Source organism: Enterobacter sichuanensis (assembly GCF_002939185.1).
Taxonomy (GTDB): Bacteria; Pseudomonadota; Gammaproteobacteria; order Enterobacterales; family Enterobacteriaceae; genus Enterobacter; species Enterobacter sichuanensis.
Genome location: NZ_POVL01000051.1, coordinates 17,634 through 33,374, shown reverse-complemented (window position 1 = coordinate 33,374; position 15,741 = coordinate 17,634). Strand labels below are relative to the sequence as shown.

13 protein-coding genes, 1 other RNA gene and 3 pseudogenes are annotated in these 15,741 nt (G+C 48.1%); 7 read left to right on the top strand and 10 right to left on the bottom strand.

Features of this window, described 5'->3' with window-relative positions; genetic code table 11:
* Positions 1-75 precede the first annotated feature (75 nt).
* A pseudogene (locus C5687_RS19455) lies at positions 76-1,230 on the top strand (IS3 family transposase).
* 3 nt (positions 1,231-1,233) lie between these two features.
* Here C5687_RS19455 and C5687_RS25285 read toward each other — a convergent pair.
* Positions 1,234-1,323: a DUF4928 family protein gene (locus C5687_RS25285; protein ID WP_338013985.1), complete on the bottom strand. Its 90-nt coding sequence runs from the start codon at positions 1,321-1,323 to the stop codon at positions 1,234-1,236.
* 37 nt (positions 1,324-1,360) lie between these two features.
* Positions 1,361-1,483 (bottom strand): annotated as a pseudogene (locus C5687_RS25280) (DUF4928 family protein); the annotation flags it as partial.
* Between the two features lie 655 nt (positions 1,484-2,138).
* Between C5687_RS25280 and C5687_RS19440 the strand changes: the two are divergent.
* Both C5687_RS19440 and C5687_RS19435 read left to right on the top strand, forming a co-directional pair.
* Positions 2,139-4,244 carry an NACHT domain-containing protein gene (locus C5687_RS19440; RefSeq protein ID WP_104557588.1) on the top strand — a complete coding sequence of 702 codons (2,106 nt, stop codon included), beginning with the start codon at positions 2,139-2,141 and terminating at the stop codon, positions 4,242-4,244.
* Positions 4,245-4,261: 17 nt separating this feature from the next.
* Positions 4,262-5,149: a RelA/SpoT domain-containing protein gene (locus tag C5687_RS19435; RefSeq protein ID WP_238380497.1), complete on the top strand. Its 888-nt coding sequence runs from the start codon at positions 4,262-4,264 to the stop codon at positions 5,147-5,149.
* A 612-nt stretch (positions 5,150-5,761) separates the two neighbouring features.
* Here C5687_RS19435 and C5687_RS19430 read toward each other — a convergent pair.
* The 3 genes and pseudogenes from C5687_RS19430 to smpB form a co-directional block, all read right to left on the bottom strand.
* A pseudogene (locus C5687_RS19430) lies at positions 5,762-6,167 on the bottom strand (integrase arm-type DNA-binding domain-containing protein).
* Between the two features lie 163 nt (positions 6,168-6,330).
* Positions 6,331-6,694: a transfer-messenger RNA gene (gene ssrA / locus C5687_RS19425) on the bottom strand.
* Positions 6,695-6,783: 89 nt separating this feature from the next.
* Positions 6,784-7,266 carry an SsrA-binding protein SmpB gene (smpB, locus tag C5687_RS19420; RefSeq protein WP_024908331.1) on the bottom strand — a complete coding sequence of 161 codons (483 nt, stop codon included), beginning with the start codon at positions 7,264-7,266 and terminating at the stop codon, positions 6,784-6,786.
* 156 nt (positions 7,267-7,422) lie between these two features.
* On the opposite strand from smpB, the gene C5687_RS19415 reads away from it, so the two are divergent.
* Positions 7,423-7,860, top strand: a complete 438-nt coding sequence (locus tag C5687_RS19415; RefSeq protein WP_003863117.1) for a type II toxin-antitoxin system RatA family toxin — start codon at positions 7,423-7,425, stop codon at positions 7,858-7,860.
* The gene (locus C5687_RS19410) at positions 7,850-8,137 is read left to right on the top strand and encodes an RnfH family protein (protein WP_025759268.1); all 288 of its coding nucleotides are present in this window, start codon (positions 7,850-7,852) and stop codon (positions 8,135-8,137) included. Before C5687_RS19415 ends, C5687_RS19410 begins: the two co-directional genes overlap by 11 nt.
* A gap of 104 nt (positions 8,138-8,241) precedes the next feature.
* Here C5687_RS19410 and bamE read toward each other — a convergent pair whose 3' ends face one another.
* The 3 genes from bamE to nadK form a co-directional block, all read right to left on the bottom strand.
* Entirely contained in the window at positions 8,242-8,580 is a 339-nt protein-coding gene (bamE, locus tag C5687_RS19405) for an outer membrane protein assembly factor BamE (RefSeq protein WP_008502502.1), read from the bottom strand.
* Positions 8,581-8,718: 138 nt separating this feature from the next.
* A complete protein-coding gene (gene recN / locus C5687_RS19400; RefSeq protein ID WP_047959271.1) occupies positions 8,719-10,380 on the bottom strand; it encodes a DNA repair protein RecN in 1,662 nt (553 codons plus the stop codon).
* Positions 10,381-10,465: 85 nt separating this feature from the next.
* Positions 10,466-11,344 carry an NAD(+) kinase gene (nadK, locus tag C5687_RS19395; protein ID WP_008502500.1) on the bottom strand — a complete coding sequence of 293 codons (879 nt, stop codon included), beginning with the start codon at positions 11,342-11,344 and terminating at the stop codon, positions 10,466-10,468.
* Positions 11,345-11,466: 122 nt separating this feature from the next.
* Here nadK and grpE point away from each other — a divergent pair, with 122 nt between their 5' ends.
* Positions 11,467-12,060, top strand: a complete 594-nt coding sequence (gene grpE, locus C5687_RS19390; protein ID WP_008502499.1) for a nucleotide exchange factor GrpE — start codon at positions 11,467-11,469, stop codon at positions 12,058-12,060.
* A 52-nt stretch (positions 12,061-12,112) separates the two neighbouring features.
* On the opposite strand, the gene C5687_RS19385 is transcribed toward grpE, so the two are convergent.
* Both C5687_RS19385 and C5687_RS19380 read right to left on the bottom strand, forming a co-directional pair.
* Positions 12,113-13,399: an HlyC/CorC family transporter gene (locus C5687_RS19385; protein ID WP_025759264.1), complete on the bottom strand. Its 1,287-nt coding sequence runs from the start codon at positions 13,397-13,399 to the stop codon at positions 12,113-12,115.
* Positions 13,400-13,417: 18 nt separating this feature from the next.
* Complete coding sequence (locus tag C5687_RS19380) at positions 13,418-14,209, bottom strand: cytochrome C assembly family protein (protein ID WP_032623031.1); 792 nt, start codon at positions 14,207-14,209, stop codon at positions 13,418-13,420.
* Between the two features lie 166 nt (positions 14,210-14,375).
* On the opposite strand from C5687_RS19380, the gene ffh reads away from it, so the two are divergent.
* Complete coding sequence (ffh, locus tag C5687_RS19375; RefSeq protein ID WP_104557586.1) at positions 14,376-15,737, top strand: signal recognition particle protein; 1,362 nt, start codon at positions 14,376-14,378, stop codon at positions 15,735-15,737.
* Positions 15,738-15,741 lie beyond the last annotated feature (4 nt).

Below are 15,741 nucleotides of genomic sequence, written 5' to 3'. Positions count from 1 at the left end.
AACTGTAGTGGTTTACTGAATTTGGCCACCTGAACAGAGGTGATATGCTCATCTCAGAACAATACAGGTGTCCCAATGAAAAAAAGAAATTTCAGCGCAGAGTTTAAACGCGAATCCGCTCAACTGGTCCTTGATCAGAACTACACCGGTGCAGCTGCGGCCAGTGCTATGGAAGTGGGGCTTTCTACCATGACGCGATGGGTAAAGCAGTTACGAGATGAACGACAGGGCAAAATACCTAAAGCCTCCCCTATAACCCCGGAACAGATTGAAATACGTGAGCTAAAGAAAAAGCACAACGCATTGAAATGGAAAACGACATATTAAAAAAGGCTACCGCGCTCTTTATGTCGGACTCCCTGAACAGTTCTCGTTAATTGAGAAACTCAGAGCGCAGTATCCTGTGGTCACACTCTGCCATGTGTTAGGGGTTCATCGCAGCAGCTACAAATACTGGGTGAAAAGCCCCGAAAAGCCAGACGGCAAGCGGGCTGTATTACGTAGTCAGGTTCTGGAGCTGCATAACATCAGCCATGGCTCTGCTGGCGCGAGAAGTATCGCCATCATGGCAACCCTGAGAGGCTTCAGAATGGGACGCTGGCTTGCCGGCAGGCTTATGAAAGAACTGGGACTGGTGAGTTGTCAGCAACCCACCCACCGGTATAAACGTGGTGGCCATGAACACATCGCTTTCCCAAATCACCTTGAGCGACAATTCGCAGTGACAGAGCCTAATCAGGTATGGTGCGGCGATGTGACGTATATCTGGACAGGCAGGCGCTGGGCTTACCTTGCCGTTGTTCTCGATCTGTTCGCCAGGAAACCGGTAGGCTGGGCGATGTCATTCTCACCGGACAGTAAGCTAACCATCAAAGCGCTGGTAATGGCGTGGGAAACCCGAGGCAAACCAGCGGGAGTGATGTTCCACAGTGACCAGGGTAGCCACTACACAAGCAGGCAGTTCCGACAGTTATTGTGGCGTTACCGGATCAGGCAAAGTATGAGCCGACGTGGAAACTGCTGGGATAACAGCCCGACAGAAGTCTGAAAAACGAGTGGGTGCCAGTGACAGGCTATATAAACTTTAGCGAAGCAGCTCATACGATCATAGACTATATCGTCGGGTATTACAGCTCGCTAAGGCCGCATGACTATAACGGTGTGTTACCTCCAAACGAATCGGAAAACCGATATTGGAAAAACTCTGAAGCCGTGGCCAGTTTTAGTTGACCACTACAAACAGTGTGAAATCAATTTCTCCATAGGTGCGGTGGTCACGTGGAATGCAGTCGTACCCACCTGAAAGGCCCCTTCACGGTCAATGTGTGGATCATTAGCATTGGCCCTGCGACTACTGATTTTAACATCTAGGGAAACGTAGCTGATGTTTGGCTTCGATAAGATTCTGTAGCACCGCCTCAGTGGGGTTGTCAGAACATTTCGCTGCCGCCTTAAGAATATCGCCTACTACAGATGAAACTGGTTGATTGAAATCCCGGTCGACCGTTACTCTATGTTTATCCGGATAATTTTGGCGTACACATTAAATGAAGAAAACTTCAAAGTGATTTGAAACAGATGTTGTTTTCACTGGCTCATTTACATTAACTTGAGTGTTGTTCAGCACATGTTGAAACGCAGCTGTAAGGAAGATGATACAGCCAAGATGTATCCTTCATTATGGGGATTGGCGCGATGACCACCACGGCTTAGCCCGATTGATTATTTGGAAATTGATTAGAATGCATAATCTGGGCTGAGCTCACTTAAAGTCTCTAATGTTTGACTCGGAGATTGGGGGGGCAGTGGCTTTCAGTTTTGTTAGCTCTAACATCTGTTTTACGTTCCTTTTGGAACAAGGAGCAGAGGTCTGCTAAGTAATGGTTGTACTGCTTGTGATAAGTATGACTGCATGTTCAGCGAGCAAGAATGGCTTAAAAGTTCTGTTACTGAGCACCCCATGAAGTTAGAACGATGTCATAAAGTGCACGTAACCGTTGAACTGTTCTCTTACAGATAATCTCTACATAGCTATTATTGTTTAGACGGTAGCTATGTAGATGGTTTTTGTAATATTATAGTAAAAGTCCATATAGCGACTATAGCATCATTGCGAAAAATATCAGGAGGTGAGTTTAATGTTACAAAAAAGCAAACTTACAGAGATATATAAAAGGTTTGGTTTTACTGAAGAAAATACAGGTAACGAAAGTATTGCTGTATATTCTATTAAAACAGGGCACTACCATAACGCGGACATACTTCCACTAAATAATGAAGTTAATGTAAATCAAACCTTTGAAGAATATAAGCAGTTAGGTTATGCATGTCAAATAAAAAAATATCATTCTTATGAAGAAGCACATAAGGAATTATTTAATGGCTTCTTTAGCGTCGATTCAACTAAAGAAAGGTTGATTAAAGATTATAATACTTTCACAGATTCAATTGTAAAAATTCACTCACCTACTGCAACTTATTCCTACATAAATTCAAAATATTACTTAAATGGTGTTATTGGCGAAGCTAATGTTGTTACGGAAATATTAGAGAGAATACAACATAGGCGTCCAATTCTGTTTTTGATTGAGGCCGCAGCCGGTTTTGGAAAGACTTGCACGGCGTATGAATTATTGAGGGAGATTATAGTTAACAATATAGGGAAAATACCATTATTTTCAGAACTATCCAGGAATAGACAAGCAAAAATATTCAGGTATGTACTATTAGATGAAATTGATAGAAGTTTTCCTTTGTTAAGCTCAGCCTTAGTAAGGAATGAAATAAGAGCAGGGAATGTACCAGTTATACTTGACGGGTTTGATGAACTATTGCATGAAAGTACAAACGGAATTGAAAATAATTATGAAAAAACAGAGCCAATGCTGGAAACAATAAGTGAGCTTCTAACTGATAGTGCAAAAGTGGTTTTGACAACTCGAAGAACAGCTATATTTGATGGAGATGAATTCCATCAATGGATAGCATCGCATCAAGAAGATTTTGATGTGATAAGAATAAGAATTCATGAACCACAAATTGAAGACTGGCTTCCAGGTCAACGTTTAGATGAAATTTCATCGACAGGATTTCCTCTTAACAAATTATCAAACCCTGTACTGCTATCATTTCTAAGATGCATCGACGACACCGACTTTAATAAAGTTATAAGCGACCCAACAACTATAGTGAGGAAGTATTTTGATTCAATGCTTGAGCGAGAGAGAAAAAGACAAGATTTATTAATGTCTATTGAAGATCAATATACTATACTAAAAATAATAGCTGACGACATGGTCGAAGGTAACTACACATCTGAGTCTAGAGAGTATATATCGTTAGTCATAACTGAAAAGAATCAACAGCTCTTGGAGGCTACAAGAAAGCTTTATACTGTAGATGAAAGACCAACTACTGACGAATTAGTTAATAAATTAGCATCGCATGCTCTATTAGATCGGTCAGGCTCAGAAAACCAAGGTATTGGATTTGTTAATGAATTTGTTCTTGGTAATTTTGTTTCTGAAAATATTATTAATGATAAGTCAAATGAATGGATTGGTGATAAACGTTTTATAGAACCAGCTGTGCAATCTTATATGCCGAGGATCGATGATGAAAAAGAATTACTTTGGCATAGCTTAGAGTTTGCTTTATATTTTATGTCAGGTAATGATAAGATCTTGTATAGTCATTTGCTTATAGGAAAGGTTCCATTAGATTTAAAAAATGATAGTGTTGAGCAATTGTCTATATCAAAACTTTCTTTAGGCGATATAAATATAATACATGATACTATCTTTGTTGATTGTTCGTTTTTTAGCAGTATATTTACCTGTGGTAATTATAAAAACGTTACATTTGTGAACTGTTCTTTTATAGATTGTAGTTTTAACGAATTAAGTGGTAGGGAAGATATTTATTTTTTGGGATGTGAGTGTGACAATGATGCTATTAATAAAAAATCTGTCGAGATAAACAGTGAAAATGATCACGATATTACAGATTGTGATATTTACATCTTAGAGAAGTTCTGTCCCAGAGGGAGTGTTAGCTATCATAAGCATCGGCCTATAAAAGGCTTATGTGCTAACAACAATCAATTTCAGTTAAGTGAAATACTCCATTCTTTAGATAAATTGAGAAAAGACGGTCTTTTACTTACGCCAGACAAGCGTTCGTTCCTTGAACTTAACATGGCAAGAATATCAGAGATTAAAGCAATTCTTGGGAGGACTTTCTGATATATAACGGAAATGAATTGCGAATTATTCAAAGTTTGCAAAAAGATATAGAAAATGAACTTAATCGTATTGGATTACTTTATCGTTTTTTTTCGAGGACAAAATCAGAAAGCTCAATAATTAAGAAATATGAAAAAGAGCCTAATAAATACTCAGAGGATGGTAAAAAAATTCAAGACTTATTTGGGGTTAGGATAATATTATATTTTCCTGATGATTTATTTATTGCTCAAAAAACACTGGAAAAATTATTCGAAATTGAATCTAAAACCGTAGACGAAACCACGGCTAATCTCTTTGCGGCAACTCGATGCAATTACGTCTTTAAGTTACCAGAAGTATTATCAAATGATAGTGTCTTATTAAAGAAATATTCTTATATTGATACTACTTTTGAAGTCCAATTCAGAACTATTTTATCTGAAGGATGGCATGAAGTTGAGCATGATCTACGCTATAAGTGCAAAGAGGATTGGGTTGAGCATAATGACCTTAGTCGCGCGCTGAATGGAATTTACGCCTCTTTGGAAACATCTGATTGGGGAATAATGAAGTTATTTGAGGATTTAGCATATAGGAATTATAAGTCAAGCGCATGGTCCGCTATGCTAAGAAATAAATTAAGATTGAGAATGGACGATAAGCTTGATGAAAATATAATTTCAATAATTAATGAGAAAGAGCTTGGTAAAAAGTTTTATAGAATTGACAGAGATCGTTTGTTATCGTTAATGTTAGATTATAATATTGATATACCAATTAATCTTAATAATATAATTTACCTTTGTAATTATTTTTTCATAAAATCTACGGAGCTTCAGGATATAGCCCCTGCTTTAATAATGAAAAAGCTTACAGATGCTGATGAAAAATTCAATAAAAATACTATTTTAGCATCTAAATAATAACTATCTCCGGCTATTAAGTAGGCCTTGTATTTTAGGCCTACTTTAAAAGTTTCATTATGTGAAGTGATGAAGATAGCAAATCTGATATCTTTATGGTTGGATGCGAGAAAATATTTTTATCCCGACATAACAACTGGTAATGATAGAAAATTTAAACCCAAAAATGCTACAGTAGCCGCAGCTCACAAACGGAGTATAAAGTGGCGGTTACTCTTTAGTGAGAATACTGTAGATAGTTGATAAACTTGGCTGGATTTTCTTTTCTAACCGAAGGGAAGAAAAGCAAGGGGAACCCAAAGAAACAAGCGCAGCGGCTTCGTAGGGTTAGCCCTTGCTTCTCTTATAATTGGCATTATTCATTCAAGAAAAATAGGATCTTCGCTTGTACAAGCGAAGCTATAATAAAAACAATCATATAATTATTTTAAAAGTATTAAACAAGAATCTATTGACATTGATAAAATACAAGTTATTTATAATGTATGCCATAAATAAAAATTTTTATGTCATATGTATCCTGCACTATGTGCAGTTAATGTACCACTTGTCCCATATATGGGGATATTGGAAAGGTTACTTTGTTTTGAAGTAGCCTTTCGTCCTTCAATATTAACGATTACTTAGTGCTATAACCAAGAGCAGTCGAATCGAAGAACATCTTTTATCTGAAACGGCTCCTAATACCCGGTTAAAGTCACAATATCTCTCGCATACATTGGCTTTGTGGGTGTTATGAACTTGTGGGTCTATACCATTTGCAAGCAACGACAAGTACTTATCACGTAAAGCTCGTGCCTTCGCAAGTGTAAGGTGAGGATAGGTTCCTAAGCTCACCTTAGTTCGCTTTTTGGTCACAGGCACTGCATATCTGAAAATACCAATTTTTCTTTCCTCCCTTCGCCAAGGGGACGATTCGCAGGAGCAAACCATCGCCGTCAAAAAGGTTAACCTCTTTCTCGGTAGGTTTGGTGCTTTTGATTTCAGTGTCAGTGAGCTTCTTAGCGATTTTTGCCATGTTTGGCACCCTTTTTGGGACCCTTTGTATTGGGCCCCAAAAAGGGTGTCATAACGAGTAGATTCTAGCAATTCTCGGTATACTACTATAGACGTAAAAAAGCCCACAAGGCTGGTTCCATGCGGGCTTGATAGACTTCACTGAACTTCAATATATCAAAAATTGGTGGAGCTGGCGGGAGTTGAACCCGCGTCCGAAATTTCTACATCCTCGGTACTACATGCTTAGTTTGTCTTTACATTCGCACGCCAGCTGCGGACAGACACGCCACTAACGAACTAGCCTGATTAGTTTTAACGCTTCAACCCCAGGCAGGGCTTCCACGCGATCTCTTTTGGGTTTGACCTCTCTTTGATCCCCGTCTTAAGAGCGGAAGCTAGGGAGAGAGGGCTCAGAGCAGGTTATTAAGCTGCTAAAGCGTAGTTTTCGTCGTTTGCGACTATTTTTTTGCGGCTTTTAACGAGGCAAACCGCCCCTCGGCATGCACCTTGGGTTTCGCAAATCCCGTCGAATCCAGAATCAGCCCCAATAGTGTTGAACTAAGTATACCAGATTTCACTTCCTGGATACCAGCCCGGAACGCTAACTTATTGAATAGTACAATAAGTGTGCAGAATCAACGTCCTGCGTTTTTCATGATGCGCGCTTTGTCGAGCTGCCACTCGCGCTCTTTCAGGTCAGTACGTTTGTCGTGCTGTTTTTTACCTTTCGCGACGCCAATTTTCACTTTGCACCAGGCGTTTTTCCAGTACAGCGACAGGGCGACCACGGTGAAACCTTCGCGGTTAATGCGCCCGTAAAGGGATTCCAGCTCACGCTTGTTCAGCAGCAGCTTACGGGTGCGCGTTGGGTCACACACGTAGTGTGACGAGGCGACAGTCAGCGGCGTAAAGTTCGCACCGAACAGGAAGGCTTCGCCATCTTTCAGGATCACGTAGCTATCGCCGATGTTGGCTTTCCCGGCGCGCAGCGATTTTACTTCCCAGCCCTGCAACGCAAGGCCCGCTTCGAATTCTTCTTCAATGAAATACTCGTGGCGAGCACGCTTGTTGAGCGCAATGGTCGCCGAGCCTGGTTTATGTGCTTTTTTCTTCGTCATAAGTGTCGTAAAGCCGTCGGTAATCTGATTTCAAAAAGTCACCTCATTGCGTCCTGTGAGGTCTAACGCGCTATCTTAGCACGAGATGAGGCTTAGCGTTTTTTTAACAGGTGATAAATGTTATTATTTGTCCGTTGTGTGACCATGGGAAATGCTATGCCTCAGATTAGCCGTACTGCGCTTGTGCCTTACAGCGCGGAACAAATGTATCAGTTAGTGAACGATGTTCAGTCTTATCCAGAGTTTATTCCGGGATGCACCGGGAGCCGCGTTCTGGAGTCCGGCCCGACGCAGATGACGGCGGCAGTGGATGTCTCCAAAGCGGGGATCAGCAAGACGTTCACCACCCGTAATACGCTGACGAGCAATCAGAGTATTTTGATGCATCTGGTGGATGGTCCGTTTAAAAAGCTGATGGGAGGCTGGAAATTTACGCCACTGAGTGCTGACGCCTGTCGCATTGAGTTCCATCTGGACTTTGAGTTTACCAATAAGCTGATTGAGCTGGCGTTTGGCCGCATCTTTAAAGAGCTGGCCTCGAACATGGTTCAGGCGTTCACCACTCGCGCCAAAGAGGTTTACAGTGTCGCATAAGATTGCGGTAGAAGTGGTGTATGCGTTGCCGGAGAAGCAGTACCTGCAGCGCGTGACGCTGGAAGAGGGGGCGACCGTCGAAGCGGCTATCCGCGCTTCCGGCATCCTTGAGCTTCGCAGCGATATCGACCTGGCGAAAAATAAGGTTGGAATTTACAGCCGTCCGGTGAAGCTGGGGGATGTGCTGAAAGAGGGCGACCGGGTGGAGATTTATCGTCCGCTGATTGCTGACCCGAAAGAGCTGCGTCGCCAGCGTGCGGAGAAATCTGGTAAGTAGCGGTTTCTTCCCCTCACCCTGACCCTCTCCCCAATGGGGCGAGGGGATCAACAGAAAACAAAAAAGGTGCTCAATGAGCACCTTTTTGCATTTCTGACACCGAGTTATTTGGTCAGGGCAGGCTTATTGTCGATGTTAGTCAACACACCAGCGCTGCTGAAGGTCAGCGTCAGGGTCTGCTGGGTCGCATCTTCATGGCCCGGCTTCTGACGGAAGACATAGAACCAGGTGTTAGTGCCGAACGGATCGGACATCATCGGGGTTCCCAGTGCATAAGCGACCTGCTGTTGTGTCATCCCCACACGGATTTTGGACACATCGTTAGGGGTTAGGTAGTTCCCCTGGTTGATGTCAGGACGGTAAACCACTTTCTCCAGAGTGGAACAGCCTGCGGTCAACATCAGAAGAACCGCTGCGGCAGCGGTCAGCATTTTACAACGCATAGTGATTTGATTCCTTTTCGGGCCCGAGCAGAACGCGGCTCATATGTAATATGCCGATGATAATAGACCTTGCCCCACTTTGAAACCGGTCTGGCGGCGTTTTTGTTGTTCTGTATGACCCTGAGATCCCGAAAAAGTTTATGCCGCCAGCAGTTCTTTCGCGTTCGCGAGTGTGTTACGCGTCACTTCGCTGCCACCGAGCAGGCGCGCCAGCTCCTGCAGACGCGCACGTTTATCCAGCGGCTTCATGTGCGTTTCGGTCATCTCACCGTCGGTTTCCTTACTGACGATAAAGTGATGATGTCCACAGCCCGCAACCTGCGGCAGGTGGGTGACACACATCACCTGCGTTGATTCGCCTAACTGGCGCAGCAGTTTACCGACCACCGCCGCCGTCGGGCCGCTGATCCCGACATCCACTTCATCGAAAATCAGCGCCGGGGTTTCCATTTTACGTGCGGTAATCACCTGAATTGCCAGCGCAATACGCGACAGCTCACCGCCGGAGGCCACTTTGGAGATTGCCTGTAGCGGCTGCCCCGGGTTGGTGGTGACGCGGAATTCGATGCGATCCGCACCTTCTGCCGTCAGGTGATTTTCTTCGAAGCGAACATCAATGGTGAAGATGCCGTGCGGCATCGCCAGCGTGTGCATGCTGTCCGTGATGTGCTGGCTCAGCTCCTGAGCGTAATGCTGACGGATGTCGTGCAGTTTTTGTGCTGTCGCCAGCGCCTGTTCATGGTGCAGGCTCACTGCCAGAGAGAGGGTTTCCAGGGAGTCAGCCTGATCGTCAAGCTGCTGCTGCTCTTCCAGCAGAGACTGATAGTAGCCCGGCAGCTCTTCCGGCGTGACGTGATGCTTGCGTGCAAGCGAGATCTGACGGGAGATACGCTGCTCCAGCTCAAACAGACGGTTCGGGTCGAGATCGAGACGCTCACAGTAGTGGCGCAGTTCGTCACCGGCTTCGGAGATCTGAATGGCAGCCTCTTCCAGCATATCCAGGACACCAGAGAGTTTGCTGTCCATGCCGACCAGTTCGGTAAGCAGCTGACGAACGTTATACAGCTGGCTCTGCAGGTTCACGTCTTCGCCATCCGCCAGCAGGTTGAGCGCATTCTGGCTGGTTGAGAGCAGGTGGCCGCTGTTTGCCAGGCGTTTGTACTCTTCGTCGATTTGCTCAAACTCACCCGGCTGCGGGTTAAATTCGTTCAGCTCTTTAAGCTGGTATTCCAGCAGCTCCGCACGGGCGGCACGCTCCTGGCTTTGCTGTTGATGCTGGGCAAGTTCCCGGCAGCTTTGATGCCACTGGCGATAGTGCTCAGCCATCAGTTGAGTAAGCGCGTACTCACCCGCATAGCCGTCCAGCAGCGCTTTCTGCTGTTCGGGTTTAACCAATTGCTGATGCGCGTGCTGACCGTGGATCTGGATAAGCAGCTGGCCGAGTTCGCGCAGCTGGGAAAGCGGAACCGCCGTGCCGTTGATAAAGCCACGTGAGCGACCGTCGCTGCTGATCACGCGGCGAAGTAAACACTCACGTCCATCTTCAAGCTGGTTCTGTTCCAGCCAGCGCTGAGCAGCAGGGGTGTCTTTCAGGGAGAAACGGGCGCAAAGGTCGGCACGGTTCGCGCCCATGCGCACCATGTCGCCCTCTGCACGGCCGCCAAGGCACAAGCCGAGGGCATCAATGGCAATGGATTTACCTGCACCGGTTTCCCCGGTGATCGCCGTCATGCCGCTGTGGAAATCGATCTCAAGCTCACGAACAATGGCAAAGTTGCTGATGGTCAGTTGTGCCAGCATAATTGTTTTCCTGTATGAAAAACCATAACTGTGTTTTCATACAGTATAAACTGGTTTTATATACAGTAAAGTGCTGGATGCAAAATCAGAACAATTTTTTTGACCAGCCAAGCTTTGAGCTTAATGTGTTGAAATAGCTGTAATCTTTCGGGTGAATGAGATTCAGATGATAATCACACCGGCGAATAAGGACGTCTTCCCCCTCCTGGATCGGCAGCGCTATCTGACTGTCGCAGCTGATCTCCAGGTCGTTACGCCGGTGCGAGAACCGCAGACGTATCGTGCTGTCGCCGTTGATGACCAGCGGCCGGGCGGAGAGCGTGTGCGGGAACATAGGCACCAGGGTAATGGCATCCAGAGACGGGGTCAGGATCGGCCCGCCGGCAGAAAGCGAGTAGGCGGTTGAACCGGTCGGGGTGGAGATAATCAGCCCGTCAGAACGCTGGGAGAAGGCAAAGATTTCATCGATATACACCTCGAATTCAATCATGTGCGCCACTTTACCGGGGTGGAGGACCACCTCGTTAATCGCGGTGCTGATGCGTTTCTGGCAGTCCTGCTGGCACACCTGCGCTTCCAGTAAAAAGCGCTTTTCACTGATATAGTGGCCTTCCAGCACGTCGGCCAGCTGCTGCTGCGCATTGTCCGGGTCGAGGTCGGTGAGAAAGCCGAGATTGCCACGGTTGATGCCGATGACCTTGATGTCATACCGCGCCAGCGTGCGGGCCGCGCCGAGCATGTTGCCGTCGCCGCCTACCACCACGGCGAGGTCGGCCTGTTGGCCAATTTCCGCCAGCGTGCCGGTTTTGACGCTCTTCAGCTGCAGCTCCTGGGCAATCTGCTGCTCGACCATCACTTCATAGCCTTTGCTACACAACCAGCGATACAACATTTCATGTGTCGTCAATGCGGTAGGGTGACGCGGATGCCCGACGATCCCAATACACCTGAAATGATTATTCATTTTCTGGAGGTCCTTGTGCCTGATGAATGATGACAATCTGTCTTGTTCCCTTGAATCCCGGAAACTGATCCCCATAATAAGCGAAGTTAGCGAGATGAATGCAGAAAAACGCGGAGAAATTCATGAGTAGTAAAGAACAGAAAACGCCTGAGGGGCAAGCCCCTGAAGAAATTATCACGGAACAGCACGATGAAGTTGAGGCTGTAGAGCCAGACGCATCTGCTGAGCAGGTGGACCCGCGCGATGAAAAAATTGCGAATCTGGAAGCCCAGCTGGTAGAAGCACAGAATCGCGAACGCGACAGTGTTCTGCGCATCAAGGCGGAAATGGAAAACCTGCGTCGTCGTACCGAGCAGGACGTTGAGAAGGCGCACAAGTTTGCGCTGGAGAAATTCGTCAACGAACTGCTGCCGGTTATCGACAGCCTCGATCGCGCGCTGGAAGTCGCTGACAAAGCGAATCCGGACAACGCGGCGATGATCGAAGGCATCGAGCTGACGCTGAAATCCATGCTCGACGTGGTGCGTAAGTTTGGCGTGGAAGTGATTGCCGATACCGACGTACCGCTGGATCCAAATGTTCACCAGGCGATTGCGATGGTGGAATCTGAAGAGATTGAAGCCGGTAAAGTGCTGGGCGTGATGCAGAAAGGCTACACCCTGAACGGCCGTACCATTCGTGCTGCGATGGTAACCGTGGCGAAAGCGAAAGCGTAATTTGCCGCACGCGTAGTGCCGGGTGGCGGCTTCGCTCACCCGGCCTACAACCTTACTCAGCGATACTTTCGCGCAGGGGTTTAACGGGCAGAACCTTCACCTGCTTAATCATATTGTCCTGCACGTCCAGGATATCTATATCGTACTGTTCAATGCGCACCCGCGTGCCTGCCGCCGGGATCTCCTCCAGCGCTTCCAGAATCATCCCGTTAATGGTGCGAGCCTCATCTTCCGGCAGATGCCAGTTAAAGGCTTTGTTGAGTTCGCGAATGTTCGCGCTGCCGTCAATCAGTACCGAGCCGTCATTTTGCGGAGTGACTTCTTCCGCAAGGGAAGGGGACATTGAGGTGGTAAAGTCTCCGACAATCTCTTCCAGAATATCTTCGACCGTCACCAGGCCTTGAATGTCGCCGTATTCATTGACCACCAGGCCAACCTTCTTCTTGTTACGCTGGAATTTCACCAGCTGCGTGCTGAGCGGGGTGCCTTCCGGCACGTAGTAAATCTCGTCGGCGGCGCGCAGCATCACCTCTTTGGTGAACTCTTTTTTCTCGGTCATCAGACGGTAGGCTTCGCGCACGCGCAGCATGCTGATGGCGTCATCCAGCGAGTCGCGATACAGGACAATGCGCCCGTGCGGGGAGTGCGTCAGCTGACGGACGATGGCTTTCCAGTCATCATTGATGTCGATACCGACGATTTCATTACGCGGCACCATGATGTCGTTCACGCTCACTTTTTCCAGATCCAGCACCGAGAGGAGCATGTCCTGGTTACGTCGGGAGATCTGCGAGCGGGATTCGTTCACGATGGTGCGCAGCTCCTCTTTGCTGAGCGCGCTGCTGATGGTGACATCGGCTTTGATCCCCACCATCCGCATCAGGACGCGCGTCACCATGTTCAGCAGCCAGACCAGCGGCATCATCAGAATTTGCAGCGGTGCCAGCAGGAAGCTGCTCGGGTAGGCGACTTTCTCCGGGTAAAGCGCGGCGATGGTTTTCGGCAGCACTTCGGCAAACACCAGCACCACAAACGTCAGCACGCCGGTGGCAATCGCCACCCCGGCGTTGCCGTACAGGCGCATCCCGACGATGGTGCCAAGGGCAGAGGCCAGAATGTTGACGAGGTTGTTGCCGATAAGCACCAGGCTAATCAGGCGATCCGGTTTGCGGAGCAGCTTTTCAACGCGACGTGCGGCACGGTTACCCTGTTTAGCACGATGACGTAACCGGTAGCGGTTTAAGGTCATCATGCCGGTTTCCGAGCCGGAGAAATAGGCGGAGATGACCACCATGACGATCAGGATAACGATCAGCGTGGTGGTAGAGATGTGTTCCAGGGGGAACTCCTTTGTTTCTTAGCCAGCAAATTGCTGTATGAAGCGGCTGCCAAAATAGGCAAGGGTGAGAATGCCCGCACCCGCGACGTTGAACCAGACCACGCGGCGACCGCGCCAGCCTTCATGGTAATGGCCCCATAACAGGACAATATAGACAAACCACGCAATGATGGAGAGCACCGCTTTATCGATATTCTCCACGCTGAACAGGTTCTTCATATAAAACAGACCCGTGCAGAGCGTCAGGGTCAGCAGCACCACGCCCACCTGGGTGATGTGGAACATTTTACGCTCAATCACCATCAGCGGTGGCATCTCATGGTTAAACGCCAGCTTTTTGTTTTTCAGCTGGTAGTCAATCCAGGCGAGCTGCATGGCGTAGAGCGCGGCGATGATCAGCGTCGCATAGGCAAAGAGTGACAGGCCGATATGCACCAGCATCCCTGGCGTCGCCTCCAGATGCGTAATGAACTCATTAGGCATAAAGGTGGCTAAGGCCAGATTGATCAGCGCGAAGGTATACACAATCGGCAGCAGCAGCCAGCCGCGATTTTTAGAGGCCACGATGGTCATCACCGTACAGATCATCAGGCTGACCAGCGAGCCGACGTTGAGGACGCTCAGGTTTTGCACGCTGCCGTCGCCGGGGATAATGCGTGATTCCAGCGCAAACGCGTGGCTAATCAGTGCGATCACCGCCGAAAGAATAGCCATGCGCCGCCAGCCGCTGTTTTTTTGCAGCAGTCCGGGAATGATCAGCGCGAGGCTGACAGAGTAGGCAACAAGGGCGATCAGTGCGAAAACAGGCATATAGGCATCGACAGTTGTCTTAATAAGAAAGAGAAGCAGTATAACGTTACGTGACGCCTGCTCCAACCGTTGCATAACAACAAAGGCGCCTTCATGTTATACTCCGGCAAAATTCTGTGTATGTGTCGCTCATGGCGGCCCAACGTTTCTACTCAGGCGAGAGACAATGTTTGATAATTTAACCGATCGTTTGTCGCGCACGCTGCGCAACATCAGCGGCCGCGGACGCCTTACCGAAGACAACATCAAGGAAACGCTGCGCGAAGTGCGCATGGCGCTGCTGGAAGCAGACGTCGCGTTGCCGGTTGTTCGTGATTTTATCAACCGCGTTAAAGAGAAGGCGGTTGGTCATGAAGTTAACAAGAGCCTGACCCCGGGTCAGGAGTTCGTCAAAATCGTTCGTAACGAACTGGTTTCGGCGATGGGCGAAGAGAACCAGGTCCTGAACCTGGCGGCTCAGCCACCGGCCGTGGTGCTGATGGCGGGCCTGCAGGGTGCGGGTAAAACCACCAGCGTCGGTAAGCTGGGTAAATTCCTGCGTGAGAAGCACAAGAAGAAAGTGCTGGTGGTGTCTGCGGACGTCTACCGCCCGGCGGCGATCAAGCAGCTGGAAACCCTGGCTGAGCAGGTCGGCGTGGATTTCTTCCCGTCAGACGTTGCCCAGAAACCTGTCGAGATCGTTAACGCGGCACTGAGAGAGGCGAAGCTGAAATTCTACGACGTGCTGCTGGTGGATACCGCTGGTCGTTTGCACGTTGACGAAGCGATGATGGACGAGATCAAACAGGTGCATGCCTCTATTAACCCGGTAGAGACCCTGTTTGTTGTTGACGCCATGACCGGTCAGGATGCGGCGAATACCGCAAAAGCGTTTAACGAAGCCCTGCCGTTAACCGGCGTGGTGCTGACCAAAGTGGACGGTGACGCCCGCGGCGGTGCGGCGCTCTCCATTCGTCATATCACCGGTAAGCCGATCAAATTCCTCGGCGTGGGCGAAAAAACCGAAGCGCTGGAGCCGTTCCATCCGGATCGTATTGCCTCCCGTATCCTCGGCATGGGCGACGTGCTGTCGCTGATCGAAGATATCGAGAGCAAGGTTGACCGCGCGCAGGCTGAGAAGCTGGCCAGCAAGCTGAAAAAAGGTGACGGTTTCGATCTGACCGACTTCCTTGAGCAGCTGCGTCAGATGAAAAACATGGGTGGCATGGCAAGCCTGATGGGCAAACTGCCGGGCATGGGCCAGATCCCGGACAACGTGAAAGCGCAGATGGATGACAAGGTGCTGGTGCGAATGGAGGCGATCATCAACTCGATGACCCTCAAGGAACGCGCTAACCCGGATATCATCAAAGGTTCCCGCAAACGCCGTATCGCAGCCGGTTGCGGCATGCAGGTGCAGGACGTTAACCGTCTTCTGAAACAGTTCGACGACATGCAGCGCATGATGAAGAAAATGAAGAAAGGCGGCATGGCGAAGATGATGCGCGGCATGAAAGGGATGATGCCTCCCGGTTTTCCAGGGCGTTAATCGC